The following is a 22,642-nucleotide window of genomic DNA, read 5'->3' on the forward strand; positions in this document are numbered from 1 at the left end:
TGGACTGGTGCTTATGTTTTCGTTGAGCACTGGTGCGACCAGCTCGCTGGGCGTCTTCAGAAGCCGTAGAGCTGGGCCGGGTTGTCCACCAGGATCTGCTTGATCAGCGCGTCATCGTTTTCTACCCAGTCGAACAGCATCTCCAGCAGGCTGGCGTCGTTGGGCATCGGCACCGGTATGCACGGATGTGGCCAATCGCTTGCCCACAGCAGCCGGTTCGGATTGGCTTCGATCAACGCCCGGGCGTAGGGCGTTACGTCGTCGTAAGGAAAGTCCTTCGACGCGGTAAAGCGATAGGCGCCGGAAAGCTTGACCCACACCCGGCCTTCTTGCAGCAGGCGCAGCAGGTCGGTGAATCCCGGGTGGTTCAGCCCGCAACTGGTGGGCATGTGCCCCATGTGGTCGATGACGACTGGCACGGGCAGGCTGGCCACGGTTTCGTACAAGTCGGCGAATTCGGTGATATCGATCAGCAACTGAAGGTGCCAGCCAAGGGGCGCGACTTTTTCCGCCAGGGCCGCAACATCCGATACCTCGACGCCACTTTTAAAGATCAGGTTGACGCGCACGCCGCGAACCCCGAGGCGATGCATCGCCTGCAGGGTTTGGCTATCGGTGTCGGTATCGATCACCACAACCCCGCGCAATGCGCTGCCCCCTTGCTTCAGCGCCGCCAGGGTGGTGCTGTTGTCCGCCCCGTAGACACTGGGTTGGACGATGACTGCGCGACTCAACCCCAGGGTTTTCTGGACGTGCTCAAAGGCCTCCAGGGGAGCGGGGGGCGGCGTGTAGGAACGGTGAGGGGAGAACGGTTGCCCATGCTCGTCACCAAAGACGTGGAAGTGGCAGTCGCATGCCCCGTCCGGCAAGGTGCGTTGCAGTTTGCGCGGCTCGGGATCCGGGCCTGCGCATTGCGGGGCGTAGGTTTCGCCCAGCGAACTCATGCGAGTGATTTCCCAGCCTTGCAATCCCCGCAACCCATTGCGTTCGGCGGAGTTGATGATCTGTTGCCAGGTGGCGCGTCTGGCGAGGTCGGGGTCGCCGAGCTTGATGGCGTCAAAGATCGCCTGGTGTTCGGCCAGCAGGGTTTCGCCGAGGTCGCTCGAACGCACCAGGCGGTTCTCCAGCAAGGCCGCTTCGTAGACGTGGCTGCAGAGAAAGATGATGAAGTTGCGAAAGTAGTCATTGCCTGTGGCGTCGGCAATGGCCCGCTTGAACTGCAGGCTGTGCTCCAGCATGTCCTGAGGGTTTTGCAGGCCGTCGCGCAGGGTGTCCAGCGCCGCCGCGATCTTGTTCAACTGAATGAGTGAGCGACGTCGGGCGGCCATGGCGGCTGCGGCGACTTCGAGGTCCAGGCGCAGTTCGTAGAGCTGGCGCAGCTTGGTGCTGTCGGTCAGTTCCTCTTGAGTGATGCGGAAGCTGCTCTGGTTGGCTTCGGTGGCAACAAACACCCCAAGCCCTTGGCGACTGATGACGAGGCCAGCCGAATTGAGCCGCGCCACGGCTTCACGCACGACATTTCGGCTAACGGCGAAGGCTTCGGCTAAGCGGCTTTCGGTGGGGATGCGATCACCGGGACGGAGTCGACCTTCACGTATTTCACTTTCCAGATAACGAAAGATCTCAACCGAGAAGTGATCACGTCGGCCAATTGCTTTTATAGTCATTTTTCTCAGTCATCGAATGTCGGTTTCAAAAGCTTGAAACATAGAACGCCCGCGTAAGGAACGATACGCGGGCGTTACTCTAACAAATGATGTCTGGTTCAGTGCAATTGCTTGCCCCTGGTTTCCGGGAGGAAGCAGGTCACCACCAGGACCAGGCAGTAGGCACCTCCGGCGAACATCGCAATCGCAGTGCCCAGGCTGTATTGGGCACTGATGAAACCGACGAGTCCCGGGAACAGTGCGCCCACCGCGCGCCCGAAGTTATAGGAGAACGCCTGGCCGTTGGCCCTCACTGCCGAAGGATAAAGTTCTGTCAGAAAGGCCCCCATGCCGCTGTAGATACCGGATGCGGCGAATCCCAAGGGAAAACCGAGAATCAGCATCTGGGTATTGGTCAGGTTCAGTTGCATGTAGCAGATCACGCTGATGGCCGACAGGACGGCGAAGAGGATGAAGTTGGCGCGGCGCCCCAGCCGGTCAGACAGGTAGGCACCGCAGACATAGCCGAAGAATGACCCCAGGATGACCACCAGCAGGTAGCTGCCGGTGCCGAAGACTGACAGGCCCTTCTCCAGCTTCAGATAGGCCGGCAACCATGTGGTGATCGCGTAGTAGCCACCTTGTACTCCCATGCACAGCAGCGCGGACAACAGGGTGGTACGCAGCAGCGAGGGGGAGAAGATGTGCCAGAAAGCCACCCTGTTGCCTGTTTCGCTCTGGTGCTTTTTGCTCTGCAGGAACACCTCGGGCTCTGGCACGTATTTACGAATGTAGAGCACCAGGAGTGCAGGTGCGATGCCGATCCAGAACAGCGAGCGCCAGGCAAGGTCTTCGGGAAGGTAGCTGAAGGCCACTGTGTAGAGCAGCGCGGCCGCGCCCCAGCCAATGGCCCATCCGCTCTGCACGATACCCACGGCCTTGCCGCGATGTTCCGCTCGGACCATTTCGCCGATCAGCACCGAGCCCACCGCCCATTCGCCGCCGAACCCGAGGCCCTGCAGCGCACGAAGGACAAACAGTTGTTCGAAGTTTTGCGCGAAGCCGATCAGTACGGTGCAGATCGAGAACCACAGAATGCTGATCTGCAGCAGCCGCACCCGACCGTAGCGGTCAGCCAGGATCCCCGCTCCCCATCCGCCAATGGACGAAAACAGCAAGGTCACGGTGCTCAGTAGTCCTACTGATCCCTTATCGATGTGCCAGAGGGTCATCAAGGAGGCGATGACGAAGGTGAACACCATGAAGTCCAGGGCGTCCAGCGCCCAGCCACCCAATGCGGAGTAGAAGGTGCGTTTTTCAACGGTATTAAGTTCGCTAAACCAGCTCATTATTGTTCTCCGTGCAGCACCTTAGTGCCGCTGGGTTATTGTTTTTGTTATTTGAAGTCGTACAGAACGGCGGGGTTATCGACCAGGATGCTCTGTCGCTGGCGTTCATCGGGCGCCCATGAGTACAAGCGATCCAGTAATGAACCGGTGTCGGGCGTGCTTTCGAGCGCTACGTGGGGCCAGTCGCTGCCCCAAACCATTCGTTCGGGGGCGGCGCCCAGCAAGGCATGGGCCAACGCATCCGTATCGGCATAGTCCGGATGCCGCTCACTCAGGCGATAAGCGCCCGACAACTTGACCCACCAACCGTGTTCCGCCACGTTTCTCAGCAGCAACTCGAACCCTGGCTCCTTGACGCCCAGGCGGGCCGGGAAGTGTCCGAAGTGATCGATCACCACGGGGCAGGGCAGCCTGGCTATCCGTGCCTGCAGCTCGCTTAACAGCCGGACATCAATCAAAAACTGCAGATGCCAGCCAAGGTCGGCAACTCGATTGGCAAGACGCTCCATCAAGTCCAGATTCACGCCGCCGCGAAACAGCACGTTGATGCGAACTCCACGCACACCCAAGGCGTGCATGTGCGCCAGTTCGTCATCGCTGATTCGTTCATCGACTACCGCGACGCCCCTCAGTCGATCGTGATGACGTTGCAACACCTCGAGCATGTAGCGGTTATCGATGCCGTAGACGCTCGGCTGCACCAGAACCCCGCGCTGCATCCCCGTGGCCCGCAACATGTCCAGATACAGCGCCTCAGGTGCGGGAGGCGGGGTGTAACTGCGCTCGGGTACCAGGGGATAGCGCTCAAAATCAGCGCAGATCACATGCGCATGGGTGTCGCATGCACCTGGCGGCAGCACGAAGCTCGGGGCTTGGATCGTTTCTCTCGGGGCGGCGCAGGAGGGCGGCCAAGCTGTGGCGGATTTGGGGTGAGGCATGGATTTCATCTCCTCGACAGCTCTTCGCACGCCTTGGCGCTTGCAGAGCTGTACTTGTTGGTTGTTGGTTGTAGGTTGTCCAACAAGTACTGGCATGTTGAATTTTTGCCCTGGCCTTGTCAATGGATGCCAGTGGGGATTTCGCGCGACGCGCTTCGGTGATGGCTACGGCGGGGGAATAGCGGCCTTGGGTGCTAATGGGAATTTGTATTAATTGCGAATGGTTTTGTATAGCATGCGCCGGAGTTTTTTGGCGGTTTCACCCCTTGTATTGGCCTATTCGTAAAGGTTTTTTCTCTCCATGCGCCGAACCCTGCTTTCCATTTGCGTGCTGCAAGCGTTGTCGTCTACCTCATGGGCTGAACAAGCGCAGGTAAAGCCCTCAACCCTTGAGCTGGGCACGGCCGATGTCATCGGCACCGCGACTTACGAAAGGGCAGATGGTCCGGTGCAGGGTTATCGCGCAACGCGCTCGGCCAGCGCCACGCGGACCGATACCTCGATCCATGAAACCCCGCAGTCGATCAGTGTGGTCGCCAAGGATGCAGTGGAGGATCTTGGAGCCACGCGTTTGCAGGACGCGCTGGACTACGCCGGGGGCGTGGGGCGGGCGAACAATTTTGGTGGGCAGGGGCTGACCACGTTTACCGTCCGTGGCTTCACCACCGGCGAGTTTTACCGCAACGGTTTTCCCATCAATCGCGGCTATCCGAACATGCCGGATGCCAACACCATTGAACGTCTTGAAGTGCTGCGCGGCCCGGCAACCATGCTTTATGGCCGGGGTGATCCTGGCGGTACTTTCAACGTGGTTTCCAAACAGCCGTTGCCCGAGCGCACGGTCACCCTGGGCAGTCAACTGAACGACCAGGGCATGAGGCGCGGCACGTTGGACGCTTCCGGGCCGCTCGACGAAGACGGGCGCCTGGCCTATCGACTGAACGTGGTGGGCGAGGGCGGCGACACCTTCCGCGATCATGTCGACACCGAGCGCTACGGCATTGCGCCGGTGCTCACCTGGCAGGTCAGCGATGCGACCAGGCTGATGTTCGAAGGCGATTTCATGCGTAACAACGCGCCTCTGGATCGAGGCATGACCCGTTACGCGAAGCAGGTTGGCAGCGCTTCTCGCGACAGTTTTTTCGGTGAAAAAGACGTTGGCAAACTGCACAACGACAACAACATGGCGCAACTGCGCTTCGAACACCTGCTCAACGACGACTGGACCCTGGGGGGTGGTGTGCAGTGGCTCGATGGTTCGCTCAAGGGCAACGCGGTCGAGGCCAACGGTATTGCCGCTGACGGCCGCACCTTGGGGCGCAATTTCAACTATCGCAAGCTGGAATGGACCGACCGGGATGCCCAGCTCAACCTGACCGGCCATTTCGATACCGCCGGTTTGCAGCACACTTTGCTCACCGGTATCGAGTACGAAGACTACGACTATCAGTCGATCATTCAACGCTCCAGTGGTGCTGTCGGTGCGTACCCCATCGACCTTTTCGATCCGCTGTACGGCCAGCCGCGTCCGGCCCTGACCCGCACGCCGACTCATGACCAGGAAAACCTCAAGACTTATGCCGCGTTCGTGCAGGATCAAGTGGCCCTGACCGACAAACTGAAAGTGCTGGCAGGGGCGCGTTTCGAACGCTTCGAACATGACTATGAAACCTATGTACCCGGCGGCAAGAGTTGGCAGGCCAGTGACAACGCGGTCACACCGCGCATTGGCGTGAGCTACGACTTGACCGAGACCTTGGCGCTCTACGCCGATACCGCTCGCTCGTTCAAGCCCAACACCGGCGCCAGCCGGCTCGGCGGCGGGTTTGCGCCGGAGAAGGGCAAGTCTTATGAAATGGGTCTCAAGTGGGAAGCACTGGATCAGCAGTTGAGTGTCGACGCGGCGATCTATCAGATCGAAAAGCGCAACGTCTTGACCACCGACCCTGTTGACTCGACCTTCAGCGTGGCCGCCGGTGAAGTGCGAAGCCGTGGTTTCGATGTCAACGTTGCCGGCAACCTGACGCCCGAATGGCGCGTGATCGGCGGCTACGCCTATGTCGATGCCGAAGTCACCAAGGACAACGTGCTGCGCTCTGGCACGCGGCTGCTGAACATCCCGAAAAACAGCTTCAGCCTGCTGAATATGTACGAGTTCCAGGACGGCATGCTCAAGGGCCTGGGCCTGGGGAGCGGACTCAAGTACGTCGACGAGCGCGCCGGGCAAACCACCAATACCGGGTTTTCGATGGGCAGCTACACCGTTGTCGATTTGCTCGGTTTCTACAAGGTCAATGACAAGGTGCGGCTGAATCTGGACCTGAAAAACCTGTTTGACCGTGATTATGAAGAGGGCGCGTTCGGCAACGTTTACGCCTATCCGGGGGCTCCGCGAACGCTGCAGGTCGGCATTGCCTACACCTTGTAGCGGGTGTGTTTTGCTGGTACGGGCCGAGCTTGTTCCGCTGACACGATGGTAATCCTGCCTGTTTGCAATAAGACCTTGTACCGGTGATACACAGCAACGCCAAAACCGAGAGAGCCTCGAAATGAGTCGACCGTACAATTTCCTTGTCGCCCATCTGAAAAAGGAGGGTTTGGCACAACTGCCTGCCGACAGCGTCTCTTTAAGAGAATGGTTTGGGCCGTTGGGAGTGGCCATTGAGCGCTTCGGTAACAATGCCGTGAAAGTCGTCAAGTTCTCTGAGGAAAATCATGAAAAGAACTTGCTGGCTCCCGATTCCGCAGGAGTAACGCTTTAATTCGAGCGAATCTGGTCAAAGGATGAATGCGACGAATCGATGAACTGTCATGTCAGTGCCGTTTTCCTGCACGACAATGGCTTGCTCTTGAGCGTCGCAGACGAGGTCATGAGTCTCGAGCAACTGATCGAATCGTTCTGGCGTCTGGAGGCGATGTGCTCGCCGCCTTCTCTGCATGAGGGCCGAGTGTTGGCATTGATGCGGAATTGCCCCACCTGCTGAGATCAAGACTGCCCCAACATGGATAGGTAGATACCGCGCACAGACGGCCGTAGCCTTGAAGGCTGCTTGGGTCAGCGATTTTTCGGCAGATGGGTCAATTCTTCATCAGCGCCTACAACCCTGGCACCACGACCTTGGATTGCAGCACTCATCCAATAATCGGTGGATGTTGAAGGCGACACTGGTCGATCTCAAAGGCTATCCGGATCGCCAAAGAACATCTGAATCCGCGAACGCAACCAGCGCTCTCCCGGGTCATTGTCCTGTGAACCGCGCCAGGCCATGTGCAGCTCGAAGCTGCGCACCGGCAGGGGCGGGTCTTCGGCGCGTACGCCGCCGGCGGCGGTCAGGGCCTCGGCAGTGTAGTCCGGAACGGTGGCGAGGATGTCGGTGCCGGCCAGCAGGGTGCTCAGGCCGTTGAACTGTGGCACGGCGAGTACCACATGGCGCTTGCGTCCGAGCTTCTCCAGTTCTTCATCGATAAAACCGCTCAGGTCCCCGGCGAACGACACCAGGGCGTGGGGGCGGGCGCAGAAGTCGTCCAGGCTGAGGGCGCCCGGAACGGTGTCGGCACGCAGCAGTTTGGGCAGGCTGCGGCGCAGGACTTTGCGTTTGGCGTTGGCCGGCAGGTCGGCGGTGTAGCTGACGCCGATGGAGATTTCACCGGAGGCCAGCAGCGACGGCATCAAAAGGTAGTTGGCCCGGCGCACCACCAGCACGATGCCTGGGGCTTCGGCGCGCAGGCGCTTGAGCAGCATCGGCAGGAGGGCAAACTCCGCGTCGTCGGACAGGCCAATGCGGAACACTGTGGTGCTGGTGGCCGGGTCGAACTCGGCGGCGCGGCTGACGGCGGTGGAGATCGAGTCCAGGGCCGGTGAGAGCAGGGCGAAGATTTCCACGGCCCGGGCCGACGGCTCCATGCTGCGGCCGGTGCGTACAAATAGCGGGTCGTCGAACAAGTTGCGCAGCCGCGACAGGGCGGCACTGATGGCTGGCTGACCGAGAAACAGCTTCTCGGCGGCGCGAGTCACACTGCGTTCGTGCATCAGTGTCTCGAACACAATCAATAGATTCAGGTCGACACGACGCAGGTCATTACGATTCATCTGGAGTCCTGGCAGAGTCAGCGAACTTGACGGGAGCGGCCATATCGGAACAATGGCCGGCGTGAATCTTACGGGTAAAGGCTGGTACTCTGCATCGGCTAAATGTTGTTTGTTTGTGCTCAGGCTGCGGCCCGGCACGCTGTCCGCCCCGATTTTCAAGGGCACGGAATCAATGACAGACATGTCGACTATTAATAGGCACTGATAGTCTTGCTTTCAAAGCCCGGATAAAGTTCGCGGCATTAGAGGTTAATTTGACGAGGTTTGCGATGTCCCGCACGATTCGTTTTCACAAGTTTGGACCGGCCGAGGTGCTCAAATGCGAAGAGCATGCGGCCTCGTTGCCTGCGCCAGGCGAAGTGCAGGTACGAGTCGAAGCCATCGGTATCAGTTGGTACGACGTGCTCTGGCGGCAGAACTTGGCGTCGTCCCATGCGCGTCTGCCGTCTGGCCTCGGGCATGAAATGGCCGGTGTGGTCACGGCGGTAGGCGAGGGCGTCGACGACCTTGCGGTCGGTGACAAGGTCGCCAGCTTTCCCGCGCAAAGTCCCAATGACTACCCGGTGTATGGCGAGCAGATCGTCCTGCCACGCTCGGCCCTGACCCGTTATCCGGATGTGCTTAGCCCTATCGAAGCCGCTGTGCATTACACGCCGCTGTTGATTGCCTATTTCGCCTACGCTGACCTTGCGCGGGTCAAGCCCGGGCAGTTCGCCCTGGTCACCGATGCCAGCCACTGTGCCGGCCCGTCTTTTGTGCAGTTGGGCAAGGCCCTGGGTGTGCGGGTGATTGCCGCTACCAAGACCGCTGAAGAGCGTGAGTACCTGCTGTCCCTCGGCGCCGAGAAGGTGATTGTTACCGAAGAGCAGGACCTGCTGATGCAGATCAACAAGCTCACCGACAATCGCGGGGTCGATGTGGTGTTCGACGGTCTGGGTGGCCCGCAGATGTCGATGCTCGGTGATGTCCTGGCGCCTCGCGGCAGCCTGGTGTTGTACGGCCTGCAAGGCGGCAACCAGACTCCATTCCCGGCCTGCGCGGCGTTCCAGAAGAACATCCAGTTCTTTGTCCACTGCATCGGCAACTTCACCGGCAAGCCGGAGCTGGGGATCATTCAGGATCAGGTGGCGTTGCAGCGTGCGCTGCGCGACATCAACCAGCTGACTGCGGATCGAGTGCTGGTGCCCTTGAAGACCCGAGTCTTCCCCTTCAGCGAGTTTGTCGAGGCGCACCGTTACATGGACGAATGTCCATGTCGCGAACGGGTCGCACTGCAGGTCGAACCGGCCTGATTCCCCCAACGCCAGGCCAAGCCTGGCGTTTTTGTATCTGTATCTTTGTCGGCGCCGGCTTGTCGGCCAATGGGGCCTGAACCTCGTGCAAGCCTTGAGGCTGTCTTCCCCGGCAAGCCAGTTCCTGCGTAAGCCAGGCCTGCTTCAGTCAGCTGAGAAAGGCGGGGTTGTTCTGGGATAGATTTCGTCGCGCGGTGGTCAAACTGCCAGTAAACTGCGCTCCATTCCCGAACCATCCTTTTTCAGAGGTTTTGCATGACTCTCAGTCCTTTTGCGGGCAAGCCGGCACCCGTTGAGTTGCTGGTCGATATCCCGCGACTGGTTACGGCGTATTACACCGGTCAGCCCGATGCATCGGTGCCCACCCAGCGTGTGGCTTTCGGCACCTCCGGGCACCGCGGCAGCTCGTTCGATCTGAGTTTCAATGAATGGCATGTCCTGGCCATCAGCCAGGCCATCTGCCTGTACCGCGAAGCCCAGGGCATCACCGGGCCGCTGTTTGTCGGCATCGATACCCACGCACTGTCGACCCCGGCCGGGGCCAGTGCCCTGGAAGTCCTGGCGGCCAACGGCGTGACCGTGATGATCGCTGCCGGTGACGAGTACACCCCGACCCCGGCGGTGTCCCATGCCATTCTCTGCTACAACCGCGGCCGGACCTCGGGCCTGGCGGACGGTATCGTCATCACGCCTTCCCACAACCCGCCACAAAGCGGTGGCTACAAGTACAACCCCACCAATGGCGGCCCGGCCGACACCCACATCACCAAGTGGATCGAAGCCAAGGCCAACGAACTGCTGGCGGCCAAGCTGGCCGGGGTCAAGCGCATCAGCTACGAGCAGGCGCTGAAGGCCGACACCACCCATCGCCACGACTACCTCAACACCTATGTCGCCGACCTGATCAACGTCATCGACCTGGATGCGATCCGCAACGCCAAGCTGCGCCTGGGCGTGGACCCGCTGGGTGGAGCAGGGGTGCGCTACTGGTCGGCGATCGCCGAGCACTACCGCCTTGACCTGGAGGTGGTGAACAAGCAGGTGGACGCCACCTTCCGTTTCATGTCGGTGGACTGGGACGGACAGATTCGCATGGACCCATCCTCCAGCTACGCCATGCAAGGGCTGATCGGCCTGAAAGAGCGCTTTGACGTGGCCTTCGCCTGCGACCCCGATCACGACCGTCACGGCATCGTGACCCCTAGCGGCGGCCTGCTGGCGCCCAACAACTACCTGGCGGTGTCCATCGACTATCTGTTCCAGAACCGTCCGCAATGGCGGGCCGATGCCGCCGTGGGCAAGACCGTGGTCAGCAGTGGCTTGATCGATCGGGTGACGGCACGCCTGGGCCGTCGCCTGTACGAAGTGCCGGTGGGCTTCAAGTGGTTTGCCGATGGCCTGTTCGATGGCTCTCTGGGCTTTGGTGGTGAAGAAAGTGCCGGTGCCTCTTTCCTGCGCAAGGACGGCGGCGTCTGGTGCACCGACAAGGACGGCCTGATCCCGTCGCTGCTGGCCGCTGAAATGACCGCGCGCACTGGCCGTGATCCAAGCCAGGCTTACCGCGCGCTGTGCGACGAGCTGGGCGAACCTTTCTCGGTGCGGGTCGATGCCAAGGCCAATCCGCAGCAGAAAGCCTTGCTCAGCAAGCTCTCCCCGCAGCAAGTGACCTCGACCCAGTTGGCTGGCGAGCCGATCCAGCAGATCCTCAGCCAGGCCCCGGGTAACGATCAGGCCATTGGCGGCCTGAAAGTCATGACAGAGAACGGCTGGTTCGCCGCACGCCCGTCTGGCACCGAGGACATCTACAAGATCTACGCTGAAAGCTTCATCGGCGACGACCACCTCAAGCAGCTGGTGCAGGAAGCCCAGACCCTGGTGGACACCGCCATCAGCGGCAACTGATTCACGTTAGGAGCCGGCTCTCCGGCGAAAAGGTCCTTGAGACGGACACAGGTCTTGCGGATGCGTTCGCTGGCAAGCCAGCGCCTGCGGTCGTTGTTCATTGCACGATCTGTGTAGCCGGCTAGCGGGCAAAAAAAGGGGCGACCAGCATGGTCGCCCCTTTTTAATTGCCGCTGCGTTTCAAGCCAGGTCTACCAGCACGATTTCGCTGTCTTGCACGGCGCTCACCCGCAGCACCCGCTCATCTTCGATTGCAACACCGTCTCGAGCTTCGGCACGCAAGCCGTTGATCTCGATCACCCCGGTCGCTGGTACCAGATAAGCCCGACGCCCTGCGTCCAGGTGATACTCGGCGGTTTCCCCAGCCTTCAGGTTGGCCGCCACCAGCCGCGCATCGGCGCGAATACGCAAGCTTTCCTCATCGCCTTCCTTACCGCTGGCCAGGGTCACGAACCCTTCGCGCAACCCCTTGGGAAAAGGCTTGGCGCCCCAAGACGGCGCGGAGCCGGCCTGGTTGGGAATGATCCAGATCTGGAAGATCTTGGTCGGCGTGGCTTCCAGGTTGTATTCGCTGTGGGCGATCCCGGTCCCCGCACTCATCACCTGCACGTCACCGGCTTCGGTGCGTCCCTTGTTGCCCAGGTTGTCCTGGTGGCTGATGGCGCCTTCGCGAACGTAGGTGATGATTTCCATGTCCCGGTGCGGATGCTGGGGGAAGCCAGTGCCGGGAGCGATCACGTCATCGTTCCACACCCGCAGGTTGCCCCAGTGCATGCGCTTGGGGTCATGGTACTCGGCGAAGGAAAAGTGGTGATGGGCATCCAGCCAGCCGTGGTGAGCGCCACCCAGGGAGTTGAAAGGTCTGAGTTCAAGCATGATCGTCTCCTCAAAAGGGCTCGTAATGGCTCGTTGGACCCGGGCCAAAAAACGATAACCGTTGGTTGATGGCGTGCATCTTCTATCAGCTATTGATCGATAAAAAGCGCAAAAAATGCCGTAATCCAATCGTAAAATTAGATGGTTTTTTTGTCGCAGAGCTGGTGTTAAACCTTCGGTTCATCGCTTAAGTTAATGACCCGCAAGCAATTCGCTGGATACCGTGAAAAAATCCGGCGACCATTACCGCTCAGTCTCATCCCCTGGAGTCCGCGTGTCGCAACACAGCCCCGATCTGCCACCTGATCTTTTGCCCCTGGCTCAGATGCCCCTGTTGAAGCGCTTGGCGGCGCGGTTTTTCGGCCATGGCCTGAATCGTCTGCGGGCTCAGCATCGTGCGTCCTGGCTGCACGGTCAGGCCGACGGCTTTCGCAGCGGGCACACGGCAGGAGTGGAATACGGCTACCAGGAAGGGCGGCTCGAAGGGCTGGAGGAAGGGCGTCAGGTGCTGCTGATTCGCGACAGTCGCAACACCGAGCACCGGCCGCCAGGGGTGGATGACCGGCTGTTCGACGACTGGCGTCTGCCGCTGAGCGCCGAGTTGAAAAAACGCTTCAAGGCCGATGTCGCTCGTTTGCTGGCGCCGCAGTCCCAGCCCAGCGCTGCCCAATGGAAGATGATTTTCAGCGACACGCCTGCCACTGCAGTGATTGCCGGGGCCGGGGCGGGCAAGTCGACTTCTTTGGTATTGCGCCTGCTTTTGCTCAATCACTACCTGGGATTCGAGCTGGACTCCATGACCGTAGTGACCTTCACCCGGGAGTCACGCAAGGATTTCATCAACAAGCTGGTGCAGGTCTTTGCCCTGTGGGGCCGGGCGCTCAGCCCCCGGGAAGCCCGGGATCTGGTGCGCACCTTCCATTCGCGGATCTTGCCCATGGTGCGCAGCCTGCCGGGGTTCGAACGCCTTCAGGCCTTCGAGAACCTCAGTGAGCGGGTGCAGGGTGCCGAAGACGAGGTGGACAGCAACCCCTTCGACCTGCGTATCAACGACGCCCAGCGCAAGCACCTCAATGCCTGCTACCAGGCGCTGTACCGCAGCGACGAACGCTTCCGCCTGGCGCTCAAGCCCTTGTTGCGCCACGCCTTGCAGCTCAAGGAGCTGGAGCGCGATCACCCCGATGTACAGAAGCGCGTGGCGGTCACCGAGTTGGCAGCCAAGCGTGATGAGGAGCTCTGCGACACGCTGGAAGACCTGTGGTTTCGTGCCGGGGCCTGGCCGATCAAGGGCATCGAGCCTCAGCGCCAGAGCTTTGAAATCAACGGCTCGACCTTCCATTGCCATGGCTATGCCGCTGAGCTGGATGCCTGGGTGGTACTGGGCTTCGACCCGCGGGAGAACCCGCAGATCAGCCGACCCGGAGCCAAGCTGACGGTGCGGGCGGAGTGGGCGGTAAAGCGCACCCTGTTTCAAGCTTTCTGTCGTAAGCCATTGATTTGGTTGGATAGTTACGAATCATCCAAGCGAGCTTTGGGCGCCTTTTCTGCCGAGGTCAGTGCCGGCCCGGGCTTCGACTACAAGGTCAAGGGCGAGCTGGCTTCGGCGCCGTTGCTGGATTGTTTTGTTGCCGCCGCCGGTTTTATCGAGAACCTGGGACTGGATGTGGGCGATGCGGTCGGCAACATGAGCTTTGCCCAGGATGATCCGGACCGGTTCTTCTTCGAGGCCTTGAGCCTGTTCTGGCGAGCCCTTGAAGACCACTTGCTGGATCAGTCGCCGCCGATCATGAGCTACAACCGGATGTTCGCCCTGTTCAGCGAGCGCTCCCCGGAAAACTTCAAGCTGCTCAGCGACAGTTGCCTGAGGCCGATGTCGCATCTGATGATCGACGAGTTTCAAGACGTTTCGCCGCAGATCGTTTCCTGGATCAAGGCCAGTCTCAGGGAGATTCGCAGCCGTGGCGCGGCCCTGCACGTGGGGCGTGGAGCCCAGCATTCTTCCTTGCTGTGCGTGGGCGATGACTGGCAATCGATCTACGGCTGGCGCGGCAGTTCGCCGAAGTACTTTATCGAGTTCAACAAGGAGTTCCCGTCCCCGGGCACCAATCGAGTCATGCTCAGCGAGAACTACCGCAGTCACCAGCATGTGATCGATGCGGCGGAGCATATTGTTCGCGCAGCCCCGGCGATTGCCGGGAAGAAGGCCAAGGCCAGTGGCGAGTCCAAGGACCTATGGCCGGTGCAGGTACTGGATCGTGACGATCAGGGCCTGGCCCAGCGCCTGGCAGAGCACTATCGGCAGGGTGATTCAATCTTGATTCTGTTTCGAAAAGCTAGCGATAAGTTATTGATAGAAGAGCATATTTCGCCAATAGTTAATGTTGATTCTAGCTTGCCGCCCGCGGCTCGTCGGCTCAAGCAACTCACCTATCACAGTGCCAAGGGCTTGCAGGCGGACGCGGTGTTCCTGCTGGGGGATTGCCAGCACCTGAGCAGCTCGCCCTACAAGAATCAGGTCTATCGCATGGCCGGGCTGGGCAAGGATGGCGACGCCGAACCCTACGACAGCGCACAAAAGGACGAGATCCTGCGCCTGGCTTATGTGGGGATCACTCGGGCGGCCAAGCACTGCTACTGGTACGTCGATCGCCAGGAGGCGGCGGCGGGTAATGCGCCCAAGGCTTCGGATCGGGTGCCCCGAGACAAGCCTTATTTCCGCGACCTGCGGCAATGAAGACGAAAAAAGCCCGCCGGTCAGGCGGGCTTCGGTCGATGGGGCCTGGCGTCAGGCCTTGAGTGTCAGGGACGGAGCAAAGGCCTCCAGTTCATCTTCCACCGCCTCGATTATTCGTTCGACATCCGCGGCGCTCATCACCGTGGCACAGGGAATGCCGGCGATGGCGATCATGGTTTCGCCGCTGGCACGGTCGAAGAGCCGGGCGATCATGCTGCCTGGCGCATCCATGCTGGCCTCGAAGCCCAGGGGATGAAAATGCCAGCGCATCAGCTGGCAGGCGTTGGGAAAGGTGACTTTACTGGCCCAGACTCTGTTCATCGGTGGCCCACCTTGATTCATTGAGCGCTTCCTTGTGCTCGCGGTAGGAACGATCGGGCCGTCAATGGCCCGATCAGTCAAGGGTTTAAAAATAGCACCGGCTTGTGACCGCTCGCAGTTTTTTTGCCCACCGTCCGGCGGTTCACTCGCAGATTTTTGATGCATGTCATGTATTCGCCCAAATGGGGCTGGAGAACCCGGGTCCTTGGCTGAAGGACGGTCGTTGATGCCTCTGCCGAAGTTCGGCAAGCTGCGTTTTTTGGCTGCTCGAGATCCTTATGACTGCCCCTGACGACGGGCCTCTGCAAACCCAGGCCACCGGTGAAACCGTGATGCGTTATCACCTGTGCTGGAAGCACCGCGACCTTGATGGCGTGATGGCGCTTTACCATCCGCAAATCCAGTACAACGACTTTTTCCAGAATCGCACCCTGGGCCTGGCCGAACTGCGGGAATACGTGCGTGTGAGCATGCCCCGGGCCCCCGATGAGGCCCTGGAGCACTGTGATCGCATTCGCTTGGATGGCAACACGGCCTTTATCCAGTATCAGGTGACCCTGCGGGGTGGCCAGGGCCTGGTGTCGTTCCGCTCCAGTGAAGCGATTACCGTGCGCGACGGTCTGATCTGGCGGGTCAATGAATATGCGTCCCTGGTGCGTGAGTCGGCGCCGAACAGCTCTTCAGCCAGCCTGCGCCCGGCGGTCAGCCGCCTGGGGCTGTCGCCGCGCCAGTTGAGTTTCATGGCCGAGGACTTGCAGCAGTACTTCCACCGCCAGCAGCCTTACCTCGATCCGCAACTGGACCTGCAGCGGGTCGCCCGGGAGTGCGGCTACAGCCGCAATCAGATTTCCTACCTGCTCAATCAGGTGCTGGGCCAAAGCTTCTACCGCTATGTGAACCAGGCGCGCCTGCAGCATGTGCTGGCGGCCCTGGACAAGGCCGCGCCGCCGCTACGGGTCGACGAACTGGCCTTTGCGGCCGGGTTCAATTCCCTGTCGGCGTTCTACAGCTGTTTTCGCCAGCACACCGGGCAGTCGCCCAAGGCTTATGCCAAGCAAATTTCTTTGCGTGCACGCGCGCAAGACAGCCCCTGAAGACAGGGACTAGGATCGCCGCATTCGAAGTTCGGATTGCGGAGTGCTTGCATGCCAGCGTGGCGCAGTATCAGTTTGTGGATGGACCAGTTGGACGAGCCGCTGTTGCCGCGCCCGTCCCTTGAGCAAGACCTGGATCTGGACGTGGCGATCATCGGCGCCGGTTACACCGGGCTGTGGACGGCCTATTACCTCAAGCGCCAAGCGCCGCAGCTCAAGGTGGCGGTGATCGAGGCCCAGACCGCAGGTTTCGGTGCCTCAGGCCGCAATGGTGGCTGGCTGATGGGCAATCTGCTGGGAGAAGACCGCCTGCTGGCAGGGCTGGCGCCGGAGCAGCGTCGAGCCTCTTTCGACCTGCTGCATGGCATTCCCGATGAAGTGGCCAACGTCATCGAACGCGAAGGCATCGACTGCGATTACCGCAAAGGCGGGGTGCTGTATTGCGCGGCCCGCTATCCCGAGCAGGAAACCAGCCTGCGCCAGTACCTGGACAAGCTCTACGCCCAGGGCCTGAACCAGGACGATTACCGCTGGCTGAACCCCGAGCAACTGGGTCAGCAGTTGCGGGTGGCCAACGCCTATGGCGCTATCTATGCCCCCCATTGCGCCACCATCCAGCCGGCCAAGCTGGTGCGCGGGCTGGCGCGTGCGGTGGAGCGCCTGGGGGTAAAGATTTACGAGAACAGCCCGGTGACCCATTGGCAGGCCGGCAGCCTGCAGACCCGCCACGCCGCGGTGCGCAGCCGTTGGATAGTGCCGGCGGTGGAGGGGTACTCAGTGACCTTGCCGCCCCTGGGTCGTTATCAGTTGCCGGTGCAAAGCCTGCTGGTGGCCACCGAGCCCCTGCCGGAATCGACCTGGGACGAAATCGGGCTGAGCCAGGGCCAGGCCTTCAGCGAAAGCAGTCGCCAGGTCACTTACGGTCAGCGCTCCATGGATAACCGCCTGGTGTTTGGTGCCCGGGGTGGATATCAATTCGCCAGCAAGCTGCGCCACGATTTCGACCTGAGTCGGGACGAGGTCGAGCTGCGTCGCTACCTGTTCGGCGAGCTGTTCCCGCAATTGAAGAATGTGCGCATCACCCACTCCTGGGGCGGCAACCTGGGCATGTCCCGGCACTTCATGCCGCATATGCTGTGTGACCGGCGCAAGGGCATCGCCCTGTCCGGTGGCTACGGCGGCGAGGGCGTCGGCGCCAGCAATCTGGGTGGCCGGACCCTGGCCGACCTGATTCTCCAGCACGACAGCCCGCTGGTCCGCCAACCCTGGGTGTTGGCGCAAAGCAGCCTCGACGCCCTGCGGGTCTGGGAGCCTGAACCCTGCCGCTGGCTGGGTTACAACGCGATCATTCGCAGCTTTGTCCATGAAGACCAGACCCTGGCCAACCCGGCTTCGCCTGCGTGGCGACGGCGTCTGGCCAGCCGGGTCGCCGGGTTCATGGAAGGTTTCATGCACTGAGTCGGGTTTCTTGCACCGAACGATGTCCGTTCGGGTTTTTCAACCAAAGGTAGAGCCATGAGCATCACGCAATTCAAGCACACCGCCACGGTCACCCTGGACGAGTCGGCGCCGGTCGCCGTGCCCCTGGGGACGCCCGTGGCCGTGACATCGGTGACTGCCGTCGAACGCAACGACGGGGTCGAAACCGGGATCTGGGAATGTACTCCGGGGCGCTGGCGGCGGCAGATCGTCGCCCAGGAGTTCTGTCATTTCATCCAGGGCCGCTGCACCTTCACGCCCGACCATGGCGAGCCCCTGCACATAGAAGCCGGCGATGCACTGATGTTGCCGGCCAACAGCACCGGCATCTGGGATATCCAGGAAACGGTGCGCAAGACCTACGTCTTGATTTTCTGATCCCTTGATTGCCTGCCAATAACAAAACCAGCCACAGGTATCGACTCATGATCCACAAGACTTGCACTTTGCTGTTACTCAGCCCCTTGTTCCTGGGCGCTTCTCTGGCCCAGGCCGCCGACACGGTCAAGATCTACAACTGGTCGGACTACATTGCCCCGGACACCACCAAGCAGTTCCAGAAGGAAATCGGGACAGGTTTCACCTATGACGTCTACGACAGCAACGAGACCCTGGACGGCAAGCTGATGACCGGTAAATCCGGTTACGACGTGGTGTTCCCCTCCAACCATTTCATGGCGCGGCAGATCCAGGGCGGGGCGTTGAAGAAGCTCGACAAGAGCCAGTTGCCCAACTGGAAGAACCTCAACCCGGCGTTGCTCAAAGCGCTGGAGGTCAATGACCCGGGCAACCAGCACGGTTTTCCGTACCTGTGGGGCAGCACCGGGATTGGCTACAACGTGGCCAAGATCAAGGAAGTGCTGGGGGATGACGCACCGCTGGACTCCTGGGACCTGATCTTCAAGCCCGAGTACATGCAGAAGCTGCAGAAGTGCGGCGTGGCGATTCTCGACAACGGCCCCGAACTGATTCCCACAGCCTTGAATTACCTGGGGCTGCCACACCACAGCAAGAACCCGGCGGACTACAAGAAAGCCGAGGCGCTGCTGATGAAGGTCCGGCCTTATGTCAGCTACTTCCATTCGTCGAAGTACACCAGCGACCTGGCCAACGGCAATATCTGCGTAGCGGTGGGGTTCTCCGGGGACATCCTGCAAGCGGAGAGCCGGGCCAGGGAAGCGAAGAACGGGGTGGAGATCGGCTATTCGATTCCCAAGGAAGGCTCGCCGATCTGGTTCGACATGGTGGCCATGCCCGTGGACGCACCGGATGAGAAGGCCGGGTATGCCTTCATGAACTACCTGCTGCGCCCGGACGTAATGGCCAACATCAGCAACTACGTGCATTACGCCAATGGCAACCTGCAAGCCGATGCTCTGGTCGACCCAGCGATCAAGAACGACACCAAGGTTTACCCGAGCCCGGCCATGATGGACAAGTTGTTTGCCCTGGAAGCCATGCCGCTGGACATCGACCGGGTCCGCACCCGCTTGTGGAACAAGATCCGCAGCGGCAACTGATCCCCATCACCCCAGACGGTGTAGGAGCCGACTTGCCGGCGAAGAGGCCTCAGAGACAAGCACCGCCCTTGAGGACGCCTTCGCTGGCAAGCCAGCGCCTACAACTGGCTGTTTTCCGGGAGCAGGGCGCCGCCGTCCACTATCAGGGGCTGGCCGGTGATGCAGCCGGCCTGTGGCGAGGCCAGGAACAGCATGGCGCAGGCAATGTCCTCAGGCGTTCCCAGGCGCCCGAGGGGAATGCCCCTGGACAGGGTCGCGGCGTCATCAGGTCATGGCGGGCGGCGCCGATCGCCGTACCCTGGGAATACCCGTGGCCGTGACATCGATGACTGCCGTCGAACGCAGCGACGGGGTCGAAACCGGGATCTGGGAATGCGCCCCCGGGGTGCTCGCGACGCCTTTGATCGGCTCGCCTCTTGCAAAATCGGCGGTGGATGAAGTCAGCCCAAAATACACCGCTACGTCAGACCACCCTTGGCGGCGGGCTGATTAGGCGCAAAGGACCTCCGCAACACCTTCCTCTATAGCCAACGCCTTTGCATTTTAGAAATGCTAATTCGGAAACAGAATTTGCATCGCTTTTGCGGCCGGCTAGAGTCAACCCGAACAAGCACATTGATGTGGCTCTTGCACGGATGCACGGAGACTGGCGGCCTCTACCTCATGGTCGGCAGTTCGCCTTGAAACAAGGAGTGTTATGAACAAGCCGATCAAGAATATCGTCATCGTGGGCGGTGGTACTGCGGGCTGGATGGCCGCCTCGTACCTCGTCCGGGCGCTCCAACAGCAGGTAAACATCACGCTCATCGAGTCTGCGGCGATCCCCCGGATCGGCGTGGGCGAGGCGACCATCCCGAGTTTGCAGAAGGTGTTCTTCGACTTCCTCGGGATACCGGAGCGGGAGTGGATGCCCCAAGTGAACGGCGCGTTCAAGGCCGCGATCAAGTTCGTGAATTGGAGAAAGCCTCCCGACCACTCGCGCGACGATTACTTCTACCATTTGTTCGGCAGCGTGCCGAACTGCGACGGCGTACCGCTTACCCACTACTGGCTGCGCAAGCGCGAACAGGGCTTCCAGCAGCCGATGGAGTACGCGTGCTATCCGCAGCCCGGGGCGCTTGACGGCAAGCTGGCACCGTGCCTGCTCGACGGCACCCGCCAGATGTCCCACGCGTGGCACTTCGACGCGCACCTGGTGGCCGACTTCTTGAAGCGCTGGGCCGTCGAACGCGGTGTGAACCGTGTGGTCGACGAAGTCGTGGAGGTTCGCCTGAACGACCGCGGCTACATCTCCACCCTGTTAACCAAGGAAGGTCGGACGCTGGAGGGAGACCTGTTCATCGACTGCTCCGGCATGCGGGGGCTCCTGATCAATCAGGCCCTGAAGGAGCCCTTCATCGACATGTCCGACTATCTGCTGTGCGACAGCGCGGTCGCCAGCGCCGTGCCCAATGACGACGTGCGCGAGGGGGTCGAGCCGTACACCTCCGCGATCGCCATGAACTCGGGGTGGACCTGGAAGATTCCGATGCTGGGCCGGTTCGGCAGCGGCTACGTCTTCTCGAGCAAGTTCACCTCGCGCGACCAGGCCACCGCCGACTTCCTCAACCTCTGGGGCCTCTCGGACAATCAGTCGCTCAACCAGATCAAGTTTCGAGTCGGGCGCAACAAGCGGGCGTGGGTCAACAACTGCGTCTCGATCGGGTTGTCGTCGTGTTTTCTGGAGCCCCTGGAATCGACGGGAATCTACTTCATCTACGCCGCGCTTTACCAACTCGTGAAGCACTTCCCCGACACCTCGTTCGACCCGCGGTTGAGCGACGCATTCAACGCCGAGATCGTCTACATGTTCGACGACTGTCGAGACTTCGTCCAGGCGCACTATTTCACCACGTCGCGCGAAGACACGCCGTTCTGGCTCGCGAACCGGCATGAGCTGCGGCTCTCGGATGCCATCAAAGAGAAGGTTCAGCGCTACAAGGCGGGACTGCCGCTGACCACCACGTCGTTCGACGATTCCACGTACTACGAGACCTTCGACTACGAATTCAAGAACTTCTGGTTGAACGGCAACTACTACTGCATCTTTGCCGGCTTAGGCATGCTGCCCGACCGGTCGCTGCCGCTCTTGCAGCACCGACCGGAGTCGATCGAGAAGGCCGAGGCGATGTTCGCCAGCATCCGGCGCGAGGCCGAGCGTCTGCGCACGAGCCTGCCGACGAACTACGACTACCTGCGGTCGCTGCGTAACGGCGATGCGGGGCAGTCGCGCAACCAGCGCGGGCCGACACTCGCGGCGAAGGAAGGCCTGTAGTGGAACGCACCTTGAACCGGGTATCCGCATTCGCGGCCACGCACGCCGCCGTGGCGGCCTGCGATCCGCTACAGGCGCGCTCGCTGGTTCTGCAGCTGCCGGGCCTGAATCGTAACAAGGACGTGCCGGGCATCGTCGGCCTGCTGCGCGAGTTCCTTCCGGTGCGCGGCGTGCCCTCCGGCTGGGGCTTCGTCGAAGCCGCCGCCGCGATGCGGGACATCGGTTTCTTCCTGGGGTCGCTCAAGCGGCACGGACATGAGCCTACTGACGTGGTGCCCGGGCTTGAGCTGGTGCTGCTCGACTTGGCACGCGCGACCGACCTGCCGCCGCGCGAGACGCTCCTGCATGTGACGGTCTGGAACCCCGCGGCGGCCGATGCGCAGCGGAGCTACACAGGGCTCCGCGACGAAGCGCACCTGCTCGATAGCGTGCGCATCTCGATGGCGGCCCTCGAGGCGGCCATCGCGGTGACCGTCGAGTTGTCCGATGTGCCCCTGCAGTCGCCCGCGTTCGCGCAAGGGTGCGACGAGCTAGCAGCCTATCTGGAGAAAATGGTCGAATCGATCGTCTACGCGTACCGCTTCATCTCGCCGCAGGTCTTCTACGATGAGCTGCGCCCCTTCTACGAACCGATTCGAGTCGGGGGCCAGAGTTACCTGGGCCCTGGAGCCGTAGAAATGCCCCTCTTCGTGCTGGAACACGTCCTGTGGGGCTCGCAATCGGAAGACCAAGCTTATCGAGAATTCAAAGAGACGTACCTGCCCTACGTGCTTCCCGCGTACAGGGCGGTCTACGCTCGGTTCGCTGGGGGGCCGGCGCTCATTGATCGCGTGCTCGCCGAGGCGCGAGCGGTCGATGCACGAGGCGAGTCCGTTCGGGCTGGGCTGACAGCCCTCGAACGGGTCTTCAAGGTCCTGCTGCGCTTCCGGGCGCCTCACCTTAAATTGGCGGAGCGGGCGTACGAAGTCGGGCGCAGCGGCCCCGCAACGGGCAGCGGGGGGTACGCGCCCAGCATGCTCGGCGATCTACTCACGCTCACGTGTGCCGCGCGGTCCCGCATCCGCGCCGCGCTCGACGAATCCTGACG

17 protein-coding genes and 2 pseudogenes are annotated in these 22,642 nt (G+C 61.1%); 12 read left to right on the plus strand and 7 right to left on the minus strand.

Annotated features, from left to right (window positions below; all coding sequences use genetic code 11):
- Positions 1–56 precede the first annotated feature (56 nt).
- From ACMGF8_RS19715 to ACMGF8_RS19725, 3 genes are all read right to left on the minus strand, one after another.
- Positions 57–1,667 (minus strand): amidohydrolase family protein, encoded by a 1,611-nt coding sequence (locus ACMGF8_RS19715; protein ID WP_416756990.1) that lies wholly within the window; start codon positions 1,665–1,667, stop codon positions 57–59.
- A 98-nt stretch (positions 1,668–1,765) separates the two neighbouring features.
- Entirely contained in the window at positions 1,766–2,995 is a 1,230-nt protein-coding gene (locus tag ACMGF8_RS19720) for an MFS transporter (protein ID WP_047304692.1), read from the minus strand.
- A gap of 47 nt (positions 2,996–3,042) precedes the next feature.
- On the minus strand, positions 3,043–3,933 hold the full coding sequence (locus tag ACMGF8_RS19725) for an amidohydrolase family protein (protein WP_207815099.1): 891 nt from the start codon (positions 3,931–3,933) through the stop codon (positions 3,043–3,045).
- A 301-nt stretch (positions 3,934–4,234) separates the two neighbouring features.
- Here ACMGF8_RS19725 and ACMGF8_RS19730 point away from each other — a divergent pair, with 301 nt between their 5' ends.
- Positions 4,235–6,361 carry a TonB-dependent siderophore receptor gene (locus ACMGF8_RS19730; RefSeq protein ID WP_416756991.1) on the plus strand — a complete coding sequence of 709 codons (2,127 nt, stop codon included), beginning with the start codon at positions 4,235–4,237 and terminating at the stop codon, positions 6,359–6,361.
- 121 nt (positions 6,362–6,482) lie between these two features.
- Positions 6,483–6,695, plus strand: coding sequence for a hypothetical protein (locus ACMGF8_RS19735; RefSeq protein ID WP_416756992.1), 213 nt, complete (start codon positions 6,483–6,485; stop codon positions 6,693–6,695).
- Between the two features lie 413 nt (positions 6,696–7,108).
- On the opposite strand, the gene ACMGF8_RS19740 is transcribed toward ACMGF8_RS19735, so the two are convergent.
- Positions 7,109–8,023, minus strand: a complete 915-nt coding sequence (locus ACMGF8_RS19740; RefSeq protein ID WP_102865166.1) for a LysR family transcriptional regulator — start codon at positions 8,021–8,023, stop codon at positions 7,109–7,111.
- Positions 8,024–8,292: 269 nt separating this feature from the next.
- On the opposite strand from ACMGF8_RS19740, the gene ACMGF8_RS19745 reads away from it, so the two are divergent.
- Together ACMGF8_RS19745 and pgm are read left to right on the plus strand one after the other, a co-directional pair.
- Positions 8,293–9,315 (plus strand): zinc-dependent alcohol dehydrogenase family protein, encoded by a 1,023-nt coding sequence (locus ACMGF8_RS19745; protein ID WP_102865165.1) that lies wholly within the window; start codon positions 8,293–8,295, stop codon positions 9,313–9,315.
- 255 nt (positions 9,316–9,570) lie between these two features.
- A complete protein-coding gene (gene pgm / locus ACMGF8_RS19750) occupies positions 9,571–11,217 on the plus strand; it encodes a phosphoglucomutase (alpha-D-glucose-1,6-bisphosphate-dependent) (protein ID WP_102879466.1) in 1,647 nt (548 codons plus the stop codon).
- A 180-nt stretch (positions 11,218–11,397) separates the two neighbouring features.
- On the opposite strand, the gene ACMGF8_RS19755 is transcribed toward pgm, so the two are convergent.
- Positions 11,398–12,093 carry a pirin family protein gene (locus tag ACMGF8_RS19755; RefSeq protein ID WP_102865163.1) on the minus strand — a complete coding sequence of 232 codons (696 nt, stop codon included), beginning with the start codon at positions 12,091–12,093 and terminating at the stop codon, positions 11,398–11,400.
- Between the two features lie 274 nt (positions 12,094–12,367).
- On the opposite strand from ACMGF8_RS19755, the gene ACMGF8_RS19760 reads away from it, so the two are divergent.
- Positions 12,368–14,827 carry a UvrD-helicase domain-containing protein gene (locus ACMGF8_RS19760; RefSeq protein ID WP_416756993.1) on the plus strand — a complete coding sequence of 820 codons (2,460 nt, stop codon included), beginning with the start codon at positions 12,368–12,370 and terminating at the stop codon, positions 14,825–14,827.
- A 51-nt stretch (positions 14,828–14,878) separates the two neighbouring features.
- Here ACMGF8_RS19760 and ACMGF8_RS19765 read toward each other — a convergent pair whose 3' ends face one another.
- Positions 14,879–15,148, minus strand: a complete 270-nt coding sequence (locus ACMGF8_RS19765; protein WP_102865161.1) for a DUF1652 domain-containing protein — start codon at positions 15,146–15,148, stop codon at positions 14,879–14,881.
- 278 nt (positions 15,149–15,426) lie between these two features.
- On the opposite strand from ACMGF8_RS19765, the gene ACMGF8_RS19770 reads away from it, so the two are divergent.
- The 4 genes from ACMGF8_RS19770 to ACMGF8_RS19785 are packed head-to-tail and all read left to right on the plus strand — an operon-like array spanning position 15,427 to position 19,241.
- Positions 15,427–16,242 (plus strand): helix-turn-helix domain-containing protein, encoded by an 816-nt coding sequence (locus tag ACMGF8_RS19770; RefSeq protein WP_416756994.1) that lies wholly within the window; start codon positions 15,427–15,429, stop codon positions 16,240–16,242.
- A 51-nt stretch (positions 16,243–16,293) separates the two neighbouring features.
- Positions 16,294–17,700 (plus strand): NAD(P)/FAD-dependent oxidoreductase, encoded by a 1,407-nt coding sequence (locus ACMGF8_RS19775; RefSeq protein WP_416756995.1) that lies wholly within the window; start codon positions 16,294–16,296, stop codon positions 17,698–17,700.
- 57 nt (positions 17,701–17,757) lie between these two features.
- Positions 17,758–18,099, plus strand: a complete 342-nt coding sequence (locus ACMGF8_RS19780; RefSeq protein ID WP_102865158.1) for a cupin domain-containing protein — start codon at positions 17,758–17,760, stop codon at positions 18,097–18,099.
- 47 nt (positions 18,100–18,146) lie between these two features.
- Positions 18,147–19,241, plus strand: coding sequence for a polyamine ABC transporter substrate-binding protein (locus ACMGF8_RS19785; protein ID WP_416756996.1), 1,095 nt, complete (start codon positions 18,147–18,149; stop codon positions 19,239–19,241).
- A 98-nt stretch (positions 19,242–19,339) separates the two neighbouring features.
- On the opposite strand, the pseudogene ACMGF8_RS19790 reads toward ACMGF8_RS19785, so the two are convergent.
- Positions 19,340–19,504, minus strand: a pseudogene (locus tag ACMGF8_RS19790) (SDR family oxidoreductase); the annotation flags it as partial.
- Between the two features lie 35 nt (positions 19,505–19,539).
- On the opposite strand from ACMGF8_RS19790, the pseudogene ACMGF8_RS19795 reads away from it, so the two are divergent.
- The 3 genes and pseudogenes from ACMGF8_RS19795 to ACMGF8_RS19805 form a co-directional block, all read left to right on the plus strand.
- Positions 19,540–19,626: pseudogene (locus ACMGF8_RS19795) on the plus strand (cupin); the annotation flags it as partial.
- 312 nt (positions 19,627–19,938) lie between these two features.
- Positions 19,939–21,555, plus strand: a complete 1,617-nt coding sequence (locus ACMGF8_RS19800) for a tryptophan halogenase family protein (protein WP_305949411.1) — start codon at positions 19,939–19,941, stop codon at positions 21,553–21,555.
- Positions 21,555–22,640, plus strand: a complete 1,086-nt coding sequence (locus tag ACMGF8_RS19805; protein ID WP_102865154.1) for a monodechloroaminopyrrolnitrin synthase PrnB family protein — start codon at positions 21,555–21,557, stop codon at positions 22,638–22,640. Before ACMGF8_RS19800 ends, ACMGF8_RS19805 begins: the two co-directional genes overlap by 1 nt.
- Positions 22,641–22,642: the final 2 nt, after the last annotated feature.

Source organism: Pseudomonas sp. BNK-7, from assembly GCF_048072025.1.
Lineage (GTDB): Bacteria > Pseudomonadota > Gammaproteobacteria > Pseudomonadales > Pseudomonadaceae > Aquipseudomonas > Aquipseudomonas danubii.